Raw genomic sequence first — 19,165 nt, forward strand, 5'->3', positions numbered from 1 at the left:
ATGACCGACACCACTTACCAGAACTTCATCGCCAACGCCTTCATCGCCAGCGAGCAGTTGATCGAGGTGTACAACCCGGCCAACGGCGAGCTGCTGGCCCATGTGCCGGAGTCGCCGGCCCACCAGGTGGAGCAGGCCATCGCCGCCGCCCGCCAGGCGCAACCGGCCTGGGCCGCGCGCCCGGCCATCGAGCGCGCCGGCTACCTGCGCCAGATCGCGGCGAAGATCCGCGCCAACGCCGAGCCCCTGGCGCGCATCATCACCCGCGAAGGCGGCAAGGTGCCGGCCCTGGCCCAGGTGGAGGTGGCGTTCACCGCCGACTACCTGGACTACATGGCCGAGTGGGCGCGGCGCCTGGAAGGCGAGGTGCTTACCAGCGACCGCGCCGGCGAGCATATTTTCCTGTTGCGCAAGCCACTGGGGGTAGTGGCGGGCATCCTGCCGTGGAACTTCCCGTTCTTTTTGATCGCCCGCAAGATGGCCCCGGCGCTGCTGACCGGCAACACCATCGTGGTCAAGCCCAGCGAAGAAACCCCGATCAACTGCTACGAGTTCGCCAAGCTGGTGGCCCAGACCGACCTGCCGGCAGGGGTGTTCAACGTGGTCGGCGGGCGCGGTGCCAGCGTCGGCCACGGGCTGTCGAGCCATGCCGGGGTGGACCTGGTGAGCTTCACCGGCAGCGTGGCCACCGGTGCGCGGATCATGGCCGCGGCCGCGCCGAACATCACCAAGCTCAACCTGGAACTGGGCGGCAAGGCTCCGGCCATCGTGCTGGCCGATGCCGACCTGGACCTTGCCGTGAAGGCCATCGTCGCCTCCCGGGTGATCAACACCGGGCAGGTGTGCAACTGCGCCGAACGGGTGTATGTGCAGCGCCAGGTCGCGGATGCCTTCATCGACCAGGTGGCCCACGCCATGGCCGCCACCCGTTACGGCGACCCGTCGCTGCAGGCCGACCTGGACATGGGCCCGCTGATCAACCAGGCCGGTTTGGACAAGGTGGCGCAGATGGTGCGCACGGCGGCCGGGCAGGGCGCCCAGGTGGTCACCGGCGGCCAGGTGGCCGACCTGGGGGCAGGCTTTCACTACCAGCCCACCGTGCTGGCCGGGTGCAAGGCGGACATGCAGATCATGCGCAAGGAGATCTTCGGGCCGGTGCTGCCGGTCCAGGTGGTGCACGACCTGGACGAGGCCATTGCGCTGGCCAACGACAGCGAATACGGGCTGACCTCGTCACTGTACACCCGCGATTTGAGCGCGGCATTGAAGGCCTGCCGCGAGATCGACTTCGGCGAGACCTACATCAACCGGGAGAACTTCGAGGCCATGCAAGGCTTCCACGCCGGGGCCCGCAAGTCGGGGATCGGCGGGGCGGATGGCAAGCATGGGTTGTATGAGTACACCCGTACGCAGGTGGTGTACATCCAGGGGTGATCCCACCGTCTGGGCTTTACGCCACCTCTGTAGGAGCCGGCTTGCCGGCGATGAGGCCCGCCCTGGCGATACACCTCTGAGTGATATGCCGAAGCCAGCGGCCCTATCGCCGGCAAGCCGGCTCCTACAGGGCTTTTACCGCTGGTTTGGCTGCACAATGCCGTACAGCTTCATCTTGCGATACAGCGTGGAGCGGGAAATTCCGGCGGCGTCAGCTGCCGCGCTCATGTTCCAGCGCTGGCGCTGCAACAGCTCCAGCAGGTGGCGGGCCTCCATGGCTTCCACCTGCTGTTCAAGCAAGCGTGGCGGGGCAGGGCTCGCCAGCACTTCTTCCGGCAGGCAATCCAGCCCGATCACCCCGTCTTCAGCCAGCGCCACGGCGTAGCGCAGCACGTTCAACATCTGCCGTATGTTGCCCGGCCATGGATGGCCAAGCAGGCAACGCCGGGCTTCATCATCCAGGCGCAAACCTGCTGCGCCGGGTAACCCCGCCAGCAACCGCTCGATCAACGTGCCGCGGTCACTGCGCTCGCGCAGCGCCGGCAACTGCACACGCATGCCGCTCAGGCGGTAGTACAGGTCCTCGCGAAAGCCCTTGCTGGCTATCAATGCGGCCAGGTCCTGATGGGTGGCGCTGATCACCTGGATATCCAGCGCTACAGGCGCTTCAGCCCCCAGCGGCAGCAGTTCGCGTTCGGCCAGCACCCGTAACAGGCGGGTTTGCAGGTGGGCGGGCATGTCGCCGATTTCGTCGAGAAACAAGGTGCCGCCGTCGGCCAGTTCCAGCTTGCCCTTCATGCCCTTGCGGTTGGCCCCGGTGAAGCTGCCGGCGCGGTAGCCGAACAGTTCGCTTTCGATCAGCGATTCGGGGATGGCCGCGCAGTTGAGCGCCACGAACGGCCCTGCATGGCGCTCACTGGCCTGGTGCAGGGCGCGGGCGAAGGCCTCCTTGCCGGTGCCGGTTTCGCCGCCCAGCAGGATCGCGATGTCCTTGTCCAGCACCTTGCGCAGGCGGCGTACCGCTTGTTGCAGGTGAGGGTCTTCGCCGGCCAGGCTGTCCAGCCCCGGGTGAGGGGTGTTGGCGCGTTTGTCGGCTGGCACCCTGCGCGGCCTGTAGCCGGCCGGTACCCGCAGGCCGATGTCCAGCGGTCGCTGTTCGGCATGCGCGCGCAGGGTCACACCGCGGGCACCGCCGCGGGTGAGTTCCAGCAGCTGGTCGATGTCGGCGGGCAGCAACTGGTCGATGCGCTGTCCGAGCAGGGCCTGAGGGTGGTTGAGGAATGCTGCGCGATTGGCGCCGATCACCCGGCCGTTTTCGTCCAGGGCCAGCAGTTGCCGCGCCGCCAGGTCGCCGGCCTGGCCTTCGGGGTTGAGGGCCAGGGTGAGGCGGTCGCGGTAGTGCTGGCGAAAGTGGGCGTCTTCGATCATGCGGGCGTACAGGCTCACCAGTTGCAGGGTGAGATGCTGGGCCTGCTTGGGGCCTTCGTCGTGCAGGCAGGTGGCGTTCAGGCAGCCGAGCAGCTGGTTTTGCGCATCGAACAGCGGTGCCACCGAGCAACTGAGCCGGGCGTTGCTGCTGAGAAAGTGTTCCTGGCGGTGAATGGTCAGGGCAACCCCTGCGGCCAGTGCGGTGCCGATGCCGTTGGTGCCGGCGATGGACTCGTCCCAGCAGGCACCGGCCACCAGGCCTGCGCGGGTATAGCGCTGGGTGTCGTTGGGCAGGCGGGCGTCCAGGGTAATGCCGTTGCGGTCGCTGAGCAGCACGGCGAAGCCGGCCGGTGCGACCCGCTGCGCCAGGCCGTTGAGGCCTTGGCCGGCCAGGTTCAGCCAGGCTTCGTGGCGGGCCTGGTGCTGGCGCACTTCACTGGCGCTGAGCAGGTTGTCGACGTGGCGCTGGGCGGGGTCGAGGTGGTGTTGGGTGATGCTGCGGTACCAGGATTGGGCGATCACCGGTTCCGGGGTGAGGCCGCGGTTGGCGAAATGGCAGTCGATGACAGCGGCCAGGTCGCTGGGCCGGGGTGGGGCGGCGGGCGCGGACATGGGGGATCCTGTGGTTTTGTTGTTTTGTGGGGAAACCATAGCAGGTGAGATGGGGGTGGGGCCCCTGCGGGAGCTGGCTTGGGGTTGCATGCGCATTCATTATTTATAGTGACGCTTACTCACCTTTGGGCCCCTACGTAAGGGCGGAAAGATGGCGAAAAGACGCTATCGTCAATGAATGCGCATACATCTCCCAAAGCAATCACCGTAAAGCCCCGACCCCGACCCCATCACTTGAAATCCCACTGCATCTGCGCCGCAATACTCACCTCACTCGAAGACCTCACACACACCTCCAGGTAATCGGTAAACCGCGGCGGCACCGCAATCCCTTCCTCCAGCAACCGGCTGTTGTCGAACAGGTAATTGAGGTCGGCAAACCCGCTGTACAAGCGCAGGGCCCGCAGCACCAAGCGTGGGTTGGCCGGCCCAATGCGGCTTTCGAAGCTGTTGGCCAGGGACTTGAGGTCATCCACGCCAACCTTGCGATAGCGCTCCCCCACAGGCTCCGCACCATTGGCCAGGGCAAAAGCCCGGTCAATTTCGGCAAAGGTGCAGGCCGAACCGTGCCCGGCAGAGATGTGGTAGAGGTCGTGATTGAGCTGCGGTTTGCGCGCCAGGCCAATCAGCGCCTCGGCGCAGTAGTCCACCGGGATCACATCGATCTGCTCGTCCAGCCCGCAGGTGAAGCTTTCCAACGCAAAGCCCATGCGAAAAACCCAGAAGATACTGCCCGACGCCTGGCACCCAAGGCTGCGGTGGCCAACCACGATGGACGGCCGCGCCACCACCAGCGGCAGGCCAGGCAGTTCTTCGCGCATGCGCCGTTCGATTTCCGCCTTGGAGGCGGTGTAGTCCACCAGTTGTTGCTCGGCCTCGGGGAACTCCCACGACTCGCTGATGGGTGACTCACGCTCGGGCCCGCAGCACATCGCGGTACCCACATGCAGGAAACGCTTGAGCCGGGCCGAGCGTGCCAACACCTCGGCGAAGGCAAAGGTGCCTTCGACGTTGACCGGCCAGATGGTCGGGTTCTTCGAAAACGACGCCACGGCGGCGCAGTTGATCACCCGGTCCATCTGCATCAGGCGCGGCGTTTCACGGGCCAGCCAGGAGGTGTCGAGCAGGTCGCCGCAAAGGATCTGCCCAGCGTCCAGCGCCAGGCAGTCACGCTCGCTGACACCGTGTTGGCGCAGGTTGTCGCGCAGGCGCTCCAGGCCCTGGTGCGGGGTGTCGGCGCGCACCAGAAAGCACAAGCCTGCACCTTGGCCGTCGGCCATCAGCTGGGCCGCCACGGAACCACCAAGAAAACCCGTGGCCCCGGTCAGCAGGATATGTTCGCGAGTAGCGACGGAGGTGAACATATTACCTTGGGTCAGTGCATTCATCGGTGTTGCCTCTAAAGTTGGGTGCTGCGCATTTGAAATATGTCAGTGTCAACGCGCCGTGAAAAAGTCGTGAGCCGTTAATTGCAACAGGCCATGGGCGAGTAAGTGTTTTGGTGGTTGCTGTCCGCGCAGCACAGCGCCTGCAGGGCTCCAGACGAGAGGCTTGCGATTCTGGATGGGTGCGTCGGTTATTGCAATTGCAAGGGCGAGGAAGTTTGCGTGAAACTATTTTAATCGGCACTGCGCCAATGAATATTTGCTGTTTTATTCTGAATTTTATTTTATTTTGAAAGTTGCTTCAGCTTCTGTTCAGGTAATGTTCCGGGTGCTGTGCTAGTGCGCAGTAGTTGTGCTGAAGGCAGGGTTCGTAGATGGAGAAGGTGGCTTGGCATACATGCCTTGGTCGCCTGCAGGCGCGCCTCACCACCCCCAATGCTTGAGCGCCAGCAACACCCCCATACCCACCGCCAGGGTCAGCAGCGTGCTGCGGGTCTTCCAGGCCACCAGCCCGGCAACGATAGCGGCGGGGATCTGCGGGTTGCTCCAGTCGAACGCAGCATGCCGCTCGGGGAAGATCACCGCCGGCAGCACCAGTGCGGCCAGCACGCTGGCCGGCACGTAGGCCAAGGCCCGGCGCAACAGCGGCGGGATGCGCAGTGCGCCGTAGAACTCGATGAACGACAGGCGCAGGGCGAAGGTGCCCAGGCCGGCCAGCACGAACACCAGCCACTGCACCCAAGGGCTCATGACGATGCCTCCTGGGCGGCTTCACCCCGTGCAGGGTCATGCCAGTGCTCGATGGTTACCCCGGCAATGATGCCGCCCAGCGCGGCTACCAGCAGCCCCAGGTTGTACGGCAGGTCGACGGCCAGCACCGCCAGGGCGCCACCCACGATGGCGGCACCGAGGGTGGCCGGGTTGCGGATGCTGGGTACCAGCAGCGCCAGGAACGACAACGGAATGGCAAAACCCAGCTGCCAGGCATCAGGGATGCCGCTGCCCAGCAGCACGCCCGCCAGCACGGCGAGGTTCCAGCCGCACCACATCACGATGGCCGTGCCGGTGTAGTAGTGGAAGGCGAAGGCGCCCGGGCCGCTGGCCGGGGTTTTCAGCGACCAGAGGGCGAAGCTCTGGTCCGACAACAGGTAGGCCAGCGACCAGCGCTGGCGCCGCGGCAGGCGGTTGAAGTGCTGGCCCAGCGAGGCGCTGTACATCAGAAAGCGCAGGTTGATCACCAGCGCGGTGACCACCATGGTCACCGGCAGCGCGGCGCTTTGCATCAGCTGCATCACCACCAGTTGCGCCGAGCCCGAGTAGAACAGCAGGGTCATGCCCATGGCCTCGGTGGGCGACATGCCCATGCCGATGGCGGTAACCCCGGTGATCAGGCCGAAGGGGACAATGCCGGTGGTCAGGGGCAGTACGTCCCGCGCCCCCTGGGTGAAGGCCTGCCGGGCGCTTGGGTAGTTCATGGTGGTTTCCTGTTGTTGTTTTGCCTGCTCAACATAAGACGCTGCGGCAGATGGTCACAAGCGCAGAATTCTGGAATATTAGGCCTAAAAAAAATGAGCCTAAAATCATGCCCCTCGACAACCCCACCCGCCACGCGCTGCCACTCAATGCGCTGCGAGCCTTCGAGGCGTCTGCCCGCCTGGGTGGCTTTGCCCGCGCAGCCCACGAGCTGAAGCTGACCCCTGGCGCCATTGCCGCGCTGGTCAAGACCCTGGAGCGCCAGTACGGCGCCGCGCTGTTCGAACGCCACGCCAAGGGTGTGCGCCTGACGCCGCTCGGGGAAAGCATCAAGGGGCAGTTCACCGAGGCTTTCGATGCGGTGGAGGACGCGGCACGCACCTTGCGCCGGCTGGCGGCGCCGCAGCGGGTGCATATCGTCACCTCGCCGGCCCTGGCGCATTTGTGGGTCGGCCCGCGGCTGCCGCAATTGACCGAAATGCTCGCGCCCATCGAAATCTCGGTAACGGCAGTAGACGAGGTGCCCAACCTCAAGCGCAGCCCGTTCGACCTGTGCCTGTTCTACACCGACCGGCTCGAGCGCGGCCAGCGCGCGCTGGCCAGCGAGGAAGTGCTCCCGGTGTGCGTGCCGGCGCTGGCGGCCGGCATTCGCAGTGTCGATGACCTGGCCCAGGTGCGTTGCATTGCCGAGGTGGACTGGAACGACTGGGAGGTCTGGGCGCGGGAGGTGATGGGCGCGCCATTCGTGGCGCGTGGGCCGGGGTTCTCGCTGTATGCCAGCGCGGTGCAACAGGCATTGCTGGGGGCTGGTGTGCTGATCGGGCGCAGGAGCCTGGTGCAGCGTTACCTGGACAGCGGCGAGCTGGTGGCGCCGATCGCCCGTGCGGTGCCGCTGGGCCTGCATATTGCAGCCTGGGCCCTGCCGGCAGCCAAAGGTAACCGCTCGGTGGCGGCAGTGGAGGAGGGGCTGGCCCAGCTTGCAAAATGCTGACCCTCTGTAGCAGCCGGCTTGCCGGCGATGGCGCCCTGGCAGAGGACGCCTAGCCTGAAACGGCCTCATCGCCGGCAAGCGGCGCAGGCCGGTACTCAGGCGGGGTGAATCATCACACTGATGCGCCGGCGTTCAATCACCTTCAGCGTATCAGCCTGGCCGGTCAGCTTGTCGAACGTGACGCTGGCGTCGGCGTTGTGCGCAGGGTTAGGCAGCAGCTTGATCAACTGGTAAGCCTGGCCGCCCTCGGGTTCGCTGGCAGGGAGCTGTTCGAACGTCACTTCGCCGGCCTCGGCGCTGCGAGCAACCCAATGCTCGCCAGCACCGACCGGCAGGCGGGCGGTGTAGGTGTCGCCGGCGACGCTGTGGAAAATGCAGCCGTCAACGGTTTGTGCCGATGAGCAATGGGCCGCCTTGGCGCCGGGGCGCAGGGGGTTTTCGATGGCGTATTCGGGGCTGGCGAAGGCACTGCTGGCGGTGAGGGAGGCCAGCAGGGCCAGGGGCAATTTGAAGGGCATGTTGGTACTTCCTTGAGAGATGGGCACGCACTCTGCAGGTGGTTGCTGTTGGGCCTCAGCCTGCGGGAATGAATGTATACAGAATGTATAATCATCAAGTGACGACGTCAATTCGCCGGCCAGGCCCGCTCTCGCAAGGTAGCGAACGCGACCAGCGCTGGTGCTGGTCGCTTGTCAGGCGTCGCTCAATGCCCGCCTTTCATGCGCCGGGCAATCAGGTAGATCACCAGGCCTGCGAGCGCTGCGGCTGCGCCGATGTAGCCGGTGCTGGTCCAGCCCAGGCCCGCGCTGATGGCCATGCCGCCGAACCACGGCCCGAGGGCGTTGGCGAGGTTGAACGCGGCATGGTTGGAGGCGGCCGCCAGGCTGGGCGCTTCGTGGGCGATGTCCATCAGGCGGATCTGCAGTGGCGCGGCCAGGGCGATCATGGTGCCTACCAAGGCGATGCCCGGCAGCAGGGTCCACAGCGAGTGGGCGGCGAACGAGAAGAACAGCAACACGGCCATCGACCATACCAACACGATGCCCACCGCACGGAACTGCAAGCTGTCGAACAGCTTGCCGCCTACGATGTTGCCAACGATGCCACCCACGCCGAAGGCCGCCAGGCCGAACGGAATCCACTGCGGCGCCACCTGGGTCACCTGCAGCATGGTCGGCGCCAGGTAACTGAACACGCAGAACATGCCGGCAAAGCCGATCGAGGCGATGGCCAGGGCCATCCACACCTGGGGCAGGGCAAAGGCGCGCAGCTCTTTACGCGGGTCGCTGCGGGGCTCGTCGTGGGGCTGTGGCACGAAGCGCCACACCAGGGCGACGGTGGCCAAGGCGATTGCCGCCACCAGCACGAACGCCGAGCGCCAGCCGAAGAACTGGCCGAGCAGGGTGGCCACCGGGTTGCCCAGCAACATGGCCAGGGTCAGGCCCATCATCACCCGGGCCACGGCGCCGGCGCGCTGGTTGCTGGCAACCATGCTCGAGGCCACCACGGCGGCGATGCCGAAGTAGGCGCCATGGGGCAGGCCGCTGATGAAGCGGAACGCCACCAGGCTTGCGAACGATGGAGCGAACGCGGTGGCCAGGTTGCCGATGGCGTAAAGCGCCATCAGCAGCAACAGCATGTGCTTGCGCAGCAACTTGGCGCCGAGGATGGCCAGGGTCGGCGCACCGACCATCACGCCCAGGGCATAGGCGCTGATGGCATGGCCGACCTGGGGTTCGCTCAGTTGCAGGTTGCTGGCGATATCGGGCATCAGGCCCATGATGGCGAACTCGCCGGTGCCGATGGCGAAACTGCCGAGGGCCATGGCGGCTTCCATTTTCACGACGGTGGATTTGGCGGGGAGCTGGGGCGGGGCTTGGTGGACAGACATCGGGATCCTTTGCGAAACATGCTGAAACGTTTGATGGCCGATGGTAGACGTTTCGCTCAGGCGTAGTCGAGGCTGGATGTGGCCGCAATCCCGCAGGCGCCGTTCATCCTGTAGGAGCCGGCTTGCCGGCGATAGGGCCAGACCGGGCAACGCACCCGCTAACCTGGCACCGGCGTTGCCGGTGTTCGCGGGCAAGCCCGCTCCTACAGGGGCCGAGCCCGCTGGCGGGGGCAAACCGCGATCACCCAGGCATCCCGTCCACCCGAGCCTGCAGCAGAACCGGCAGATAATGCCAAACGAACAACCCCAACCCGGCACAAGCCAGCAGCACCGACAACCCCAGCCCCAATGACATGAACGGCACCACCAGCACCCGTGCCACTGCGGCCATCTGCACCAGCGCAAACGCCCAGCCGATGCTGGCCGGTACGGTCAGGGGCCGCCCAGTATGGCCCAAGCTCACCCGCGCCATCATCGCCACGATCAGCCCGGTCATGCCGCCGACACTCAAGGCATGCACCGCCAGGCTCGGGCTAATGGCCACCCCCGCATGCCAAAGCGCCAGCCCCAGGCACGCGGGCACCATCCAGGCGTAGGCCAGGTGCAGCGACCACAGCAGCGGCACCCGCCAGATACCCCGCGCGTACCACGCCACCAGGCGCACTGCGTGGAGCACCGCCAGGGCGGCAAACAGCGTGGCCATGAAGGCGTTGGGCGTTTCGTTGAAGCCGGCTGCGTAGCTGGCTGGCAGGGCGATGCTGCCCAGCAGGCAGGTGCGGTCGAGCCACGGGCGGGCCGGGGCCGGCGTCATGTTGCCAAGCCCGCGACGGGTGAAGAACGGGATCACCCGGCCGCCAATCACGCTCATCATCGCCGCCACCAGCCACAACCCGGCGAGCACGCCACGGCGCTGCAGGCCCTCGTCATGGGTAAGCCAGCCCGCCAGGGTCAGCCACTGGCAAGCCGCCAGCAACAGTAGCAGCGCGACTATAGGGTAGTTGTTGCGCAGGCGCCTCTGGATGATCGGCCGCGCCAGGGCCACGGCCACCAGCGGCAAAAAGGCGCCCTGGAGCGTGACCATCAACCAGGACGGCAGGGGCAGGAACCAACTGGCCCGGCCCAGCAGCCAGAGCAGGAACAACCCCTGCAACGGGCGGCCGCAAAGGCCAGGGATACCGCTCCAGTTCTGCACCGCCGTCAGCAAGAAACCAGCGACGATCGCCACGGCAAAACCGAACAGCATCTCGTGGCGGTGCCACGCCAGCAGCCCGCCCACAGGGCTGGCTTGCAGCACACCGGCCAACACGCCGCCCCACAACAGAAGGGCAAACAAGGCGAACAGGCTGCCGCCCAGGAAGAACGGGCGAAAACCCAGCGCCCAGAGTGCCCGGCGCGGGCGAGCGTTTATCGGCTGAACGAGCATGACGGCCACCTTGGTTCGATTCCGGAAGGTCGATTGGGTTACCATCACGATCCATGCCAGCCAACAAAGCCTTGAATATCAAGGTGATGGCGTTCAAAAGAGTCAATATGACTTCATGTTTATCCAGTCTTTATGACTTGCAGATAGTCATAAAGACCTGTTTCAAGTGACAGGACCTTGCTGTGACCGATCTTCTGCGCAACCCGCTGCTGCAGTACCTGGCCCGCCTGGCGCCGTCCAGCCAGCTGACCATGCGCTACATCCTGCAGGATGCCGCCGACCGCCTGGGCTTCGTCGATGCCGACATCGCCGATGTACCCTGGCACCACCTCGAGCCTGGCCACGTGATTGCGCTGGTCGCGGCGCTGCGTGCCGATGGCTACGCCCCCAACACCTCGTCGCTGTACGTGAATGCCGTGCGCGGGGTGATGAACGAGGCCTGGCGCCAGGGCCTGATCGAGCACGATCAGCTACTGAAAATTCGCGAGATCAAGCCGGCCACCGGCAGCCGCCTGCCGCCGGGGCGCAATCTGCGCCGTAGCCTGATCCGCGAGTTGATGGATGTGTGCGCTGCCGACCCGCGCCCGCAAGGGGTGCGCGATGCGGCCATTCTGGCACTGCTGTACGGCACCGGCATGCGCAAGTCAGAATCGGTGGACGTCGACCTGGCCCAGGTGGATTTTGCCGAGCGCAGCGTGGTGGTGATGGGCAAGGGCAACCGTCAGTTGCTCAAGTACGCCCCGGCCTGGGCCTTCGACAAGTTGCAGGCCTGGCTCGACCTGCGCCGCCAGCACCTGCCGGCCGGCGAGCGCGACGACAGCTTCCTGTTCAACCGTATCCGCCGTGGCAGCCACATTACCCGCGCGCGCATCACCAAGCACGCCATCTACTACATCGCCCGCCAGCGCGGGGCGCAGGTGGGCGCGAAGATCATGCCCCACGATTTTCGCCGGGCCTTCATCACCCGGGTGATCGAAGAGCACGACCTGTCGATCGCCCAGAAGCTGGCCCACCACGCCAACATCCAGACCACGGCCGGGTACGACCGGCGCGACGACAACGAGCGGCGCCGGGCGGTGGAGCGCTTCGATTACTGAGTGAGAGAGGGGCGCGACAGGGGTGGCCGGTTGATTGAGTGGGCGGGCACCGGCTGTGCCGGTGATCGCCGGCAAGCCGGCTCCTACAGGTGCCGCGCCGGGTTCGGGCATGGCGTGATCCTGTGGGTTTATCGCAGTGCCGAACCTGCGCGAAGATGACGGCGCGAGGCCCTGAGCGCTCAGTGAATACTCGAAGCCAGCTCGAAGATCGGCATGTACATCAAAATCACGATCAACCCGATCAACAGCCCGATGAAGGTCATCAGCAAGGGTTCGAACAGCTTGACGAACCATTCCACCCAGCGGCCGATTTCCTGGTCGTGAAAGTCCGCGCAGCTTTCCAGCATCTGGCCCAGGTTGCCCGATTGCTCTCCGGCACGTAGCAGGCGTAGCGACACTGGGGTGACCAGTTGCCCGGCCTCCAGTGCATCGGACAGCGGCAGGCCTTCGGCCACCCGCCGGCTGGCCTGCTCCAGGCCTTCGGCGGCGGCGCTGCCGAGCAACCCGCGAGCCATGCTCAAGGCGGTGAGGATGGGGATGCCGCCCTGCAGCAAGATGCCCAATGAGCGGTAGAAGCGCGCCAGTTCATACATCACCAGGCGCTGGTGCAGCGTTGGCACCCGCCGCAGTAGCCGGCTGGCCCAGCGACGTACCCGCGGGTTGCGGCGCAGCGCCACCAGCACCGCGAGCGCCCCCAGGGTGCCAAGGCCCAGGGGCAACTGCTGGGCATGCAGGAACAGGCCGATTTGCATGAGTACCCGCGACAGCCACGGCAGCTCAGTGCCCATGCCTTCGAACACCAGGCTGAAACGCGGCACCACATACCCCAGCAAGAACAGCACCACGCCACCGCCCACCAACAACAGCAGCAACGGGTAGACCGACGCCCCCACCAGCTTCTGGCGCACCAGGTCCAGGCGCTGGCGGTAGCCGATGTAGCGGCCGAGCGCATCACCCAGGGCGCCGGTGCGTTCACTGGACTGCACCAGCGCCACGTACAGGGCGGGGAATACCCGTGGTTGCTGGGCCAGGGCCTGGGACAGCGAACGCCCCTCGTACAGTTGCCGTACCAGTGCTTCCAGGGTCTTGCGGGCAGCGCCACTGGGGGCTTTTTCGGCCAGGCTCTCCAGGGCGTCGATCAGCGGCAGGCCGGCATTGAGCAGGGTGGCCAGCTCCTGGCTGAACAGCACCAGGTCGAAGACCGGCGCGCGGCGCCAGGGCAGGGCGCCCAGGCTCAGGCCCGGCTTGCGCACGCTGAGCACGCGCAAACCCTGGTTTTCGGCCTGGCGCCGGGCCTGGTCGAGGTCCTCGGCGTCCACCTGCAACTGCACCACGCCCTGGCGGCCCAGAGCCTTGAGTTCGAAACGCATGGCCGCGCCCCTTACTGCCAGCTGGTGATTTCGGCGTTTTCGCCGTCACCGCCGGGCTGGCCGTCCTTGCCCATCGACAACAGGTCGTACTCGCCGCCGTTTTCGCCAGGTTGGCGATAGATGTACGGGCGGCCCCAGGGGTCCTGGGGCACGGCCTTCTGCAGGTAGGGGCCGGTCCAGCGGGCTTCGCCGCTGGGGGCGACCACCAGCGCCTGCAGGCCTTGCTCGCTGCTGGGGTAGTGGCCGACCTCCAGACGGTACAGGTCCAGGGCCTTGCCCAGGCCTTCGATCTGCGCCCGCGCCACCTTGGCTTCGGAGCGCCCGAGCTGGCTGAAGTACTTCGGCGCGACGATACCGGCCAACAGGCCCAGCACCACCAGCACCACCAGCAGTTCGAGCAGGGTGAAACCGCGTTGGGCATTGATTCTGCGCTGCATGGCGAAACCCTCGGTTGCGTGTACGGCCTTGCCATGCAACAGCCGTGCACGTCTAGGCCGGGCCCTTGCGCCATGCGTATTGGCGGGCGGCACGCTGCTTGCGTCAGTGCTGCAAACCCCGGGTTTTCCGGGGTATTTCCCCCACTTCGGGGGCCACGAACGGGGAGGCGACCGGCATGCGTGGTCTGATGCTGATGGCGGCGGGGCTGGCGACGGGGTTGATGGCCCTGGGCGCTCAGGCCGATGTGTACATCTCGAGCGATGGCAAGGGCGGGTTCATCCTGTCCAACGTGCACCGGCCAGGACGCCAGTACGAGCGGGTCATCAGCGAGTCTCCCGGCACTGGCGGGCCGGTGAACGCGCAACTGGTCACTGGCCGCCCTTATGCCGAGGTCGTGGCTGCGGCGGCGTTGGCCAATGACGTGCCCCAGGCCTTGCTGCACGCCTTGATCAAGGCCGAGTCCGGCTACAACCCCAAGGCCCGCTCGCCCAAGGGGGCAGCTGGCCTGATGCAACTGATGCCAGACACCGCCAAGGAGATGGGGGTCAAGGATGTGCTCGACCCCGAGGCCAACGTACAGGGCGGGGCACGCTACCTCAAGCGCATGCTGACCCTGTTCGACAACGACATCACCCTGGCCGTGGCGGCCTACAACGCCGGCCCCGAGGCGGTACTGAGCCGCGGCAAGGTGGTGCCGCCGTTCGCCGAGACGCGCCGCTATGTGCCGACGGTGTTGCGCGACTACCGGATGCTGCAAGGGTTGGCCGAGCCGTAGCGGCCTGTACGGCGGGTTCGTCGGCCAGGCCACTGGTTTTCCCCAACTCTGGGCTATAACCAATGAACAGTGCCCAGCAGCAGAAGCCCCGCCATGGACCTCGCCAACCGCCCCGAACCCGCCGTACCCGGTACCGAGGCCAGCGCGCCGCGCAGGCCGTTCAACCTGCTGCGCTGGTATGCCTGGGTGAGCCTGGCCATCATCCTTTCGGTAGCAGTGGGGCTGGGGCTTATTTCCAGCCGTTTCATCATCAACGAAAGCATCGAGCGCGACGCGCTGCTCACCGCCCAGTTCATCACCTCCATTGCCGACGCCGAGGTGCGCCATGTGTCGATCCCCAACGTGCGCACCATGGGTGAGCTGCTCGACCCGCGCACTGACCAGGCCATGTCCGATGTCGACCCCGAGGCGCGGCGCAAGGCGCGGGGCGAGTTTCTCGACCATATCGCCCACCTGCCGGACATGCTGCTGGTCAACATCTATGCCCCGGACCGCACGGTGATCTGGTCGAGCAACCCGGCGCTGATCGGCAAGCTGATCGAGGGCGATGACGACCTGGACCGGGCCTTCGAGTACAAAATCCGTGTGTCGGCCAGCTATCACGACTTCGAGCGGGCGCGCAGCGAGCAGAAGTTCGTCACCCCGCCCGAGCAACTGTTCATCGAGAACTACATCCCGCTGTTCGACGCCGATGACCAGCAGGTGACGGCCATGGTCGAGATCTACAAGGAGCCCCATGACCTGATCGTGCGCATCGAGCATGGCCTGCTGTTGATCTGGCTGGCCATCACTGTGGGCGCAGGGCTGGTTTACGTGGGGTTGTACGGCATCATGCGGCGCGCTGCGCGGTTGATGGCCGTACAGCAAAAACGCCTGATCGGCAACGAAACCTTCATCGCCCTGGGCGAGGTGTCTTCGGCGGTGGCGCACAGCCTCCGCAACCCCTTGGCCAGCATCCGTTCCAGTGCCGAGCTGGCTCAGGCCTTTGATGACGGGCCGGCGCAGCGGCATGTCAGTGACATCATCAGCCAGGTCGACCGTATGTCGCAGTGGGTACGCGAACTGCTTCAGTCGCTGCGCCCGCTCAATGACGAGGCGGTGCCGGTGGACCTCGCCCTGGCCCTGCGCGAGAGCCTGCAGGCTTACGCCGCGCCGCTGCGGCGCAGTGAGGTGACGGTGCAGGTGGCGCAGCTGCCAGCGGTGCAGGTACTGGGGCAACCGGCGCTGCTGGGGCAGATTTTCAACAGCCTGTTCGCCAATGCGCTGGAGTCGATGGAGCAGGGCGGCGAGTTGCGCGTTGAGGTGGTGCGCCATGACCGGCGCAGCCTGGTGCTGCGGGTTTCCGACACCGGCAAGGGCATGAGCGAGCAGCAGCAGCGCATGGCCTTCCGGCCGTTTTTCAGTACCAAGCAGGGTGGCCTGGGGGTGGGCCTGATGCTGGTCAAGCGGATCATGGAACGCTTTGGTGGGTCGGTACGCTTGAGTAGCCGCCTGGGTGGTGGGACGAGGGTGTCACTGAGCTTTCGCTTGGTTAGAACTTAAAGTCAAATATTTTGAATTTGCTTCAAGATTATGATTTATAAGGTTATTTGTCTTTGTGGGTAGAAATTACCCAGATTTGGGGGTTTTTAATAGATTTCAGATTACAAAATATCAGTAAATCATTGATTCATAAGTATTTTTGAATTTGCAGCTGCGGCTGGCTGGCTTTTTGCAGCTTCACCCATGCCACTTTCATCAGGTGTGTTGCAGTACCTGAAAGATGGCCAGTCGCTACCGCTGGTAGCAGTGACACCGTGACCCTTCATCAGGCTTGCAGGCGGGACCCACGCGATGCAGATGCTGGAGAACCAGAGACTCGACAAGCCAGCCGCCCCTTCTACCGGGTTGGCTGCGCCGTTGCACGAGTTCAACCTGCTGCGCTGGTTCTCTTTGGTCAGCCTGTTGATCATCGCTTCGGTGGCCGGCAGCCTGGGTTATGTGTCGACCCGTTTCGTGGTGCGCGACAGTGTCGAGCGCGACGCCATGCTGACTGCCCAGTTCATCCAGGCCATGGCCCAGGCCGAGGTGCGCCATTCGCAATTGCCGCCGGGCACCACCATGGGAGAACTGCTCGACCCGCGCATGGACCAGCGCCACCTGCAGTTCAGTCCACAGCTGGCCGAGGCTACCCGGGTGGAGTTCCTCGACCATATCGAGCACCTGCCTGACACGCTTTTGGCTAACGCCTACGCCCGCGACCGCACGGTGATCTGGTCGACCAACCCGCAGCTGATCGGCAAGCGCATCGATGACGATGGCGGCCTGGAGCGCGCGTTCCGTTCGCGCAAGTCGGTTTCGGCCAGCTATCACAAGGTCGACGAGGACCGCGAGGAGCAGCAGTTCCTGCGCGAACCGCGGCACCTGTTCATCGAGAACTACATCCCGCTGTTCGACAGCCAGGGCGAGCAGGTGCTGGCCATGGTGGAAATCTACAAGGAGCCCCAGGACCTGGTGCGGCGCATTCACCGCGGCTACGTGCTGATCTGGGCGTCAACGCTGGCGGGCGGGGCGCTGGTGTACTTCGGCCTGTTCTGGATCGTGCGCCGCGCCGCCAGCTTGCTGCGCCACCAGCAGGAGCGGCTGATCGCCAGCGAAACCTACGTGGCGTTGGGCGAGATGTCCTCGGCGGTGGCCCACAGCCTGCGCAACCCGCTGGCCAACATCCGCTCCAGCGCGGAGCTGGCCCAGGATATCGCCAACCCGCCTGCGCAAAAGAACATCGCCGACATCATCACCCAGGTCGACCGCATGTCGCGCTGGGTGCGCGACCTGCTGGTGTCGCTGCGCCCGACCAGCGACGAGCCCGAGGCGGTCGACCTGGTGGCAGCCGTCGAAGACACCCGGCAGACCTTCGCCCCGCAGATCGAGCGCAACGCCGTGCGCTTTGCCTTCGTCGGCCCCACCGAGCAGCGGGTGGCCAGCCAGCCGCTGCAGTTGACGCAGATCCTCAACAGCCTGTTCGCCAACGCCCTGGAGGCCATGCCTCAGGGCGGAGAGTTGCGTGTGGAGGTGCAGGTGCTGGAGGGCGGCCAGGTGGCGCTGCTGCTCAGCGACACCGGCAAGGGCATGAGCGAGCAGCAAAAGCGCATGGTGTTCAAGCCGTTCTTCACCACCAAGCAAGGCGGGCTGGGTGTCGGCCTGGCCCTGGTCAAACGCATCATGGAACGCTTTGGCGGCTCGGTCGAATTGAGCAGCCGCGAAGAGGAAGGAACCCGTGTCAGCCTGATCTTCAATATTGCAGCGGGAGGGGACCATGGAGCACAGCATCCTGGTGGTCGAGGATGATGAAATCCTCGCCGAAAACATCAGTACCTACCTGGGCCTCAAGGGCTTTGAAGTCACCGTGTGCCACAGCGCGGAACTGGCCCTGGAGCAGGTCGCCCGGGCCATGCCCGATGCGGTGCTGACCGACAACTCGTTGCCGGGCATGAGCGGCCACGGCCTGCTCAGCGCGCTGGTGGCGCAGGCGCCGGAGCTGAAGGTGATCATGATGACCGGCTACGGCAACGTCGAGGACGCCGTGCTGGCCATGAAAGAGGGGGCCTTCCACTACCTGACCAAGCCGGTGGTGCTGGCCGAACTCAAGTTGATGCTGGACAAGGCCCTGGCCGCAGAGCGCATGGAGCGCACGCTGACCTTCTACCAGGAGCGCGAGGCGCAGAAGTCCGGCCTGCAGGCGTTGATCGGCGAGTCGCCGGCAATGCTCGAGCTCAAGCACACCCTGCGCCAGTTGCTCGACGCCGAGCGGCGCATGGCCAGCGGTGACCTGCCGCCGGTGCTTGTCGAGGGCGAAACCGGCACTGGCAAGGAACTGGTGGCCCGCGCCCTGCACTTTGATGGCAGCCGCGCCAAGGGGCCGTTCATCGAGTTCAACTGCGCCTCGATCCCGGCCAACCTGCTGGAGGCCGAACTGTTCGGTCACGAGAAGGGTGCCTTCACCGATGCCAAGGAGCGCCGGGTGGGGCTGGTGGAGGCGGCTGACGGCGGTACGCTGTTTCTTGACGAGATCGGCGAGATGGACCTGGTGCTGCAGGCCAAGCTGCTCAAGCTGCTGGAGGACCGTTGCATCCGCCGCATCGGCGCGGTGAAGGAGCGCAAGGTCGACCTGCGGGTGATCAGCGCCACCAACTGCAACCTGGAGCAGATGGTGCAGCAGGGCAAATTTCGCCGCGACCTGTTCTTCCGCCTGCGCATCATCGCCATCAAGGTGCCGCGGTTGCATGCCCGGGGCCAGGACATTCTGCGCCTGGCGCGGCATTTTCTGGCCCACCACGGGCGCCGCTATGGCAAGCCGAATCTGCGTTTTTCGGCCGAGGCCGAAGCGTTGATGCTGGGTTACAGCTGGCCGGGCAATGTGCGCGAGCTGCGTAACATGCTGGAGCAGACCGTGCTGCTGGCACCGACCGAGGTGATTGGCGCGCACCAGTTGAACCTGTGCCTGAGCCTGGTGGACGAACCCCAGGCACCACCACCGCCCACGGTGCTGTACGAAGTGCCGCGCCACGAACCCGAGGTGAACGGCAGCCTGCCGGACATGGAACGCGACATGGTTTGCCGCACCCTGGACCGCACTGACTGGAACGTCACCAAGTCGGCGCGGCTGCTGGGGCTGTCGCGGGACATGCTGCGCTACAAGATCGAAAAGCTCGGGCTGACCCGGCCGGACAAGCGGCAGTGGTGATATGCATGGCCCGGCTGGTTTTGAGCAATTGTGTTGCGCATCACCGGCAAGGCCGCTTCCCACAGGGATTGCATAAGCTTCAGGCCTGTGCCCTACCTGTAGGAGCCGGCTTGCCGGCGATGAGG

General features: G+C 65.4%; 16 protein-coding genes. 7 read left to right on the forward strand and 9 right to left on the reverse strand.

What is annotated here, in order from left to right; all coding sequences use genetic code 11:
• Nucleotides 1-1,434 (forward strand): aldehyde dehydrogenase, encoded by a 1,434-nt coding sequence (gene aldA, locus KSS94_RS13155; RefSeq protein ID WP_217843399.1) that lies wholly within the window; start codon nt 1-3, stop codon nt 1,432-1,434.
• A gap of 135 nt (nt 1,435-1,569) precedes the next feature.
• Here aldA and KSS94_RS13160 read toward each other — a convergent pair whose 3' ends face one another.
• From KSS94_RS13160 to KSS94_RS13175, 4 genes are all read right to left on the reverse strand, one after another.
• Entirely contained in the window at nt 1,570-3,474 is a 1,905-nt protein-coding gene (locus tag KSS94_RS13160; RefSeq protein WP_217843400.1) for a sigma-54-dependent Fis family transcriptional regulator, read from the reverse strand.
• A gap of 230 nt (nt 3,475-3,704) precedes the next feature.
• Complete coding sequence (gene cprA / locus KSS94_RS13165; RefSeq protein ID WP_217843401.1) at nt 3,705-4,862, reverse strand: cationic peptide resistance protein CprA; 1,158 nt, start codon at nt 4,860-4,862, stop codon at nt 3,705-3,707.
• Nucleotides 4,863-5,282: 420 nt separating this feature from the next.
• On the reverse strand, nt 5,283-5,609 hold the full coding sequence (locus tag KSS94_RS13170) for an AzlD domain-containing protein (RefSeq protein ID WP_217843402.1): 327 nt from the start codon (nt 5,607-5,609) through the stop codon (nt 5,283-5,285).
• Nucleotides 5,606-6,334, reverse strand: a complete 729-nt coding sequence (locus KSS94_RS13175) for an AzlC family ABC transporter permease (RefSeq protein ID WP_217843403.1) — start codon at nt 6,332-6,334, stop codon at nt 5,606-5,608. Before KSS94_RS13175 ends, KSS94_RS13170 begins: the two co-directional genes overlap by 4 nt.
• A gap of 107 nt (nt 6,335-6,441) precedes the next feature.
• Here KSS94_RS13175 and KSS94_RS13180 point away from each other — a divergent pair, with 107 nt between their 5' ends.
• Entirely contained in the window at nt 6,442-7,323 is an 882-nt protein-coding gene (locus tag KSS94_RS13180; protein ID WP_217843404.1) for a LysR family transcriptional regulator, read from the forward strand.
• A 95-nt stretch (nt 7,324-7,418) separates the two neighbouring features.
• Here KSS94_RS13180 and KSS94_RS13185 read toward each other — a convergent pair whose 3' ends face one another.
• The 3 genes from KSS94_RS13185 to KSS94_RS13195 form a co-directional block, all read right to left on the reverse strand.
• The gene (locus KSS94_RS13185; protein ID WP_217843405.1) at nt 7,419-7,841 is read right to left on the reverse strand and encodes a hypothetical protein; all 423 of its coding nucleotides are present in this window, start codon (nt 7,839-7,841) and stop codon (nt 7,419-7,421) included.
• A gap of 185 nt (nt 7,842-8,026) precedes the next feature.
• Nucleotides 8,027-9,214, reverse strand: coding sequence for an MFS transporter (locus tag KSS94_RS13190; protein WP_217843406.1), 1,188 nt, complete (start codon nt 9,212-9,214; stop codon nt 8,027-8,029).
• A gap of 241 nt (nt 9,215-9,455) precedes the next feature.
• Nucleotides 9,456-10,637: an NnrS family protein gene (locus tag KSS94_RS13195; RefSeq protein ID WP_217843407.1), complete on the reverse strand. Its 1,182-nt coding sequence runs from the start codon at nt 10,635-10,637 to the stop codon at nt 9,456-9,458.
• Nucleotides 10,638-10,819: 182 nt separating this feature from the next.
• On the opposite strand from KSS94_RS13195, the gene KSS94_RS13200 reads away from it, so the two are divergent.
• The gene (locus KSS94_RS13200) at nt 10,820-11,734 is read left to right on the forward strand and encodes a site-specific integrase (protein WP_217843408.1); all 915 of its coding nucleotides are present in this window, start codon (nt 10,820-10,822) and stop codon (nt 11,732-11,734) included.
• 179 nt (nt 11,735-11,913) lie between these two features.
• On the opposite strand, the gene KSS94_RS13205 is transcribed toward KSS94_RS13200, so the two are convergent.
• Nucleotides 11,914-13,104: a type II secretion system F family protein gene (locus tag KSS94_RS13205; RefSeq protein ID WP_217843409.1), complete on the reverse strand. Its 1,191-nt coding sequence runs from the start codon at nt 13,102-13,104 to the stop codon at nt 11,914-11,916.
• Between the two features lie 11 nt (nt 13,105-13,115).
• Nucleotides 13,116-13,541, reverse strand: a complete 426-nt coding sequence (gspG, locus tag KSS94_RS13210; RefSeq protein WP_217843410.1) for a type II secretion system major pseudopilin GspG — start codon at nt 13,539-13,541, stop codon at nt 13,116-13,118.
• A gap of 176 nt (nt 13,542-13,717) precedes the next feature.
• Between gspG and KSS94_RS13215 the strand changes: the two genes are divergently transcribed.
• From KSS94_RS13215 to KSS94_RS13230, 4 genes are all read left to right on the forward strand, one after another.
• Nucleotides 13,718-14,317, forward strand: a complete 600-nt coding sequence (locus tag KSS94_RS13215) for a lytic transglycosylase domain-containing protein (protein WP_217843411.1) — start codon at nt 13,718-13,720, stop codon at nt 14,315-14,317.
• 93 nt (nt 14,318-14,410) lie between these two features.
• Nucleotides 14,411-15,859 carry a sensor histidine kinase gene (locus tag KSS94_RS13220; protein WP_217843412.1) on the forward strand — a complete coding sequence of 483 codons (1,449 nt, stop codon included), beginning with the start codon at nt 14,411-14,413 and terminating at the stop codon, nt 15,857-15,859.
• Between the two features lie 291 nt (nt 15,860-16,150).
• A complete protein-coding gene (locus KSS94_RS13225) occupies nt 16,151-17,644 on the forward strand; it encodes a sensor histidine kinase (protein ID WP_217843413.1) in 1,494 nt (497 codons plus the stop codon).
• Complete coding sequence (locus tag KSS94_RS13230; protein ID WP_217843414.1) at nt 17,613-19,040, forward strand: sigma-54-dependent transcriptional regulator; 1,428 nt, start codon at nt 17,613-17,615, stop codon at nt 19,038-19,040. Before KSS94_RS13225 ends, KSS94_RS13230 begins: the two co-directional genes overlap by 32 nt.
• Nucleotides 19,041-19,165 lie beyond the last annotated feature (125 nt).

The organism is Pseudomonas fakonensis, from assembly GCF_019139895.1.
In the GTDB taxonomy this organism is placed as follows: Bacteria; Pseudomonadota; Gammaproteobacteria; order Pseudomonadales; family Pseudomonadaceae; genus Aquipseudomonas; species Aquipseudomonas fakonensis.

Excerpts from the sequence above, each read along its gene's own strand:
- KSS94_RS13190 (WP_217843406.1), bottom strand. The coding sequence starts at position 9,214 with ATGTCTGTCCACCAAGCCCCGCCCCAGCTCCCCGCCAAATCCACCGTC.
- KSS94_RS13185 (WP_217843405.1), bottom strand. The coding sequence starts at position 7,841 with ATGCCCTTCAAATTGCCCCTGGCCCTGCTGGCCTCCCTCACCGCCAGC.
- KSS94_RS13205 (WP_217843409.1), bottom strand. The coding sequence starts at position 13,104 with ATGCGTTTCGAACTCAAGGCTCTGGGCCGCCAGGGCGTGGTGCAGTTG.
- gspG (WP_217843410.1), bottom strand. The coding sequence starts at position 13,541 with ATGCAGCGCAGAATCAATGCCCAACGCGGTTTCACCCTGCTCGAACTG.
- KSS94_RS13170 (WP_217843402.1), bottom strand. The coding sequence starts at position 5,609 with ATGAGCCCTTGGGTGCAGTGGCTGGTGTTCGTGCTGGCCGGCCTGGGC.
- KSS94_RS13180 (WP_217843404.1), top strand. The coding sequence starts at position 6,442 with ATGCCCCTCGACAACCCCACCCGCCACGCGCTGCCACTCAATGCGCTG.
- KSS94_RS13230 (WP_217843414.1), top strand. The coding sequence starts at position 17,613 with ATGGAGCACAGCATCCTGGTGGTCGAGGATGATGAAATCCTCGCCGAA.
- KSS94_RS13175 (WP_217843403.1), bottom strand. The coding sequence starts at position 6,334 with ATGAACTACCCAAGCGCCCGGCAGGCCTTCACCCAGGGGGCGCGGGAC.
- cprA (WP_217843401.1), bottom strand. The coding sequence starts at position 4,862 with ATGAATGCACTGACCCAAGGTAATATGTTCACCTCCGTCGCTACTCGC.
- KSS94_RS13225 (WP_217843413.1), top strand. The coding sequence starts at position 16,151 with ATGCAGATGCTGGAGAACCAGAGACTCGACAAGCCAGCCGCCCCTTCT.
- KSS94_RS13160 (WP_217843400.1), bottom strand. The coding sequence starts at position 3,474 with ATGTCCGCGCCCGCCGCCCCACCCCGGCCCAGCGACCTGGCCGCTGTC.
- KSS94_RS13220 (WP_217843412.1), top strand. The coding sequence starts at position 14,411 with ATGGACCTCGCCAACCGCCCCGAACCCGCCGTACCCGGTACCGAGGCC.
- KSS94_RS13195 (WP_217843407.1), bottom strand. The coding sequence starts at position 10,637 with ATGCTCGTTCAGCCGATAAACGCTCGCCCGCGCCGGGCACTCTGGGCG.
- KSS94_RS13215 (WP_217843411.1), top strand. The coding sequence starts at position 13,718 with ATGCGTGGTCTGATGCTGATGGCGGCGGGGCTGGCGACGGGGTTGATG.
- aldA (WP_217843399.1), top strand. The coding sequence starts at position 1 with ATGACCGACACCACTTACCAGAACTTCATCGCCAACGCCTTCATCGCC.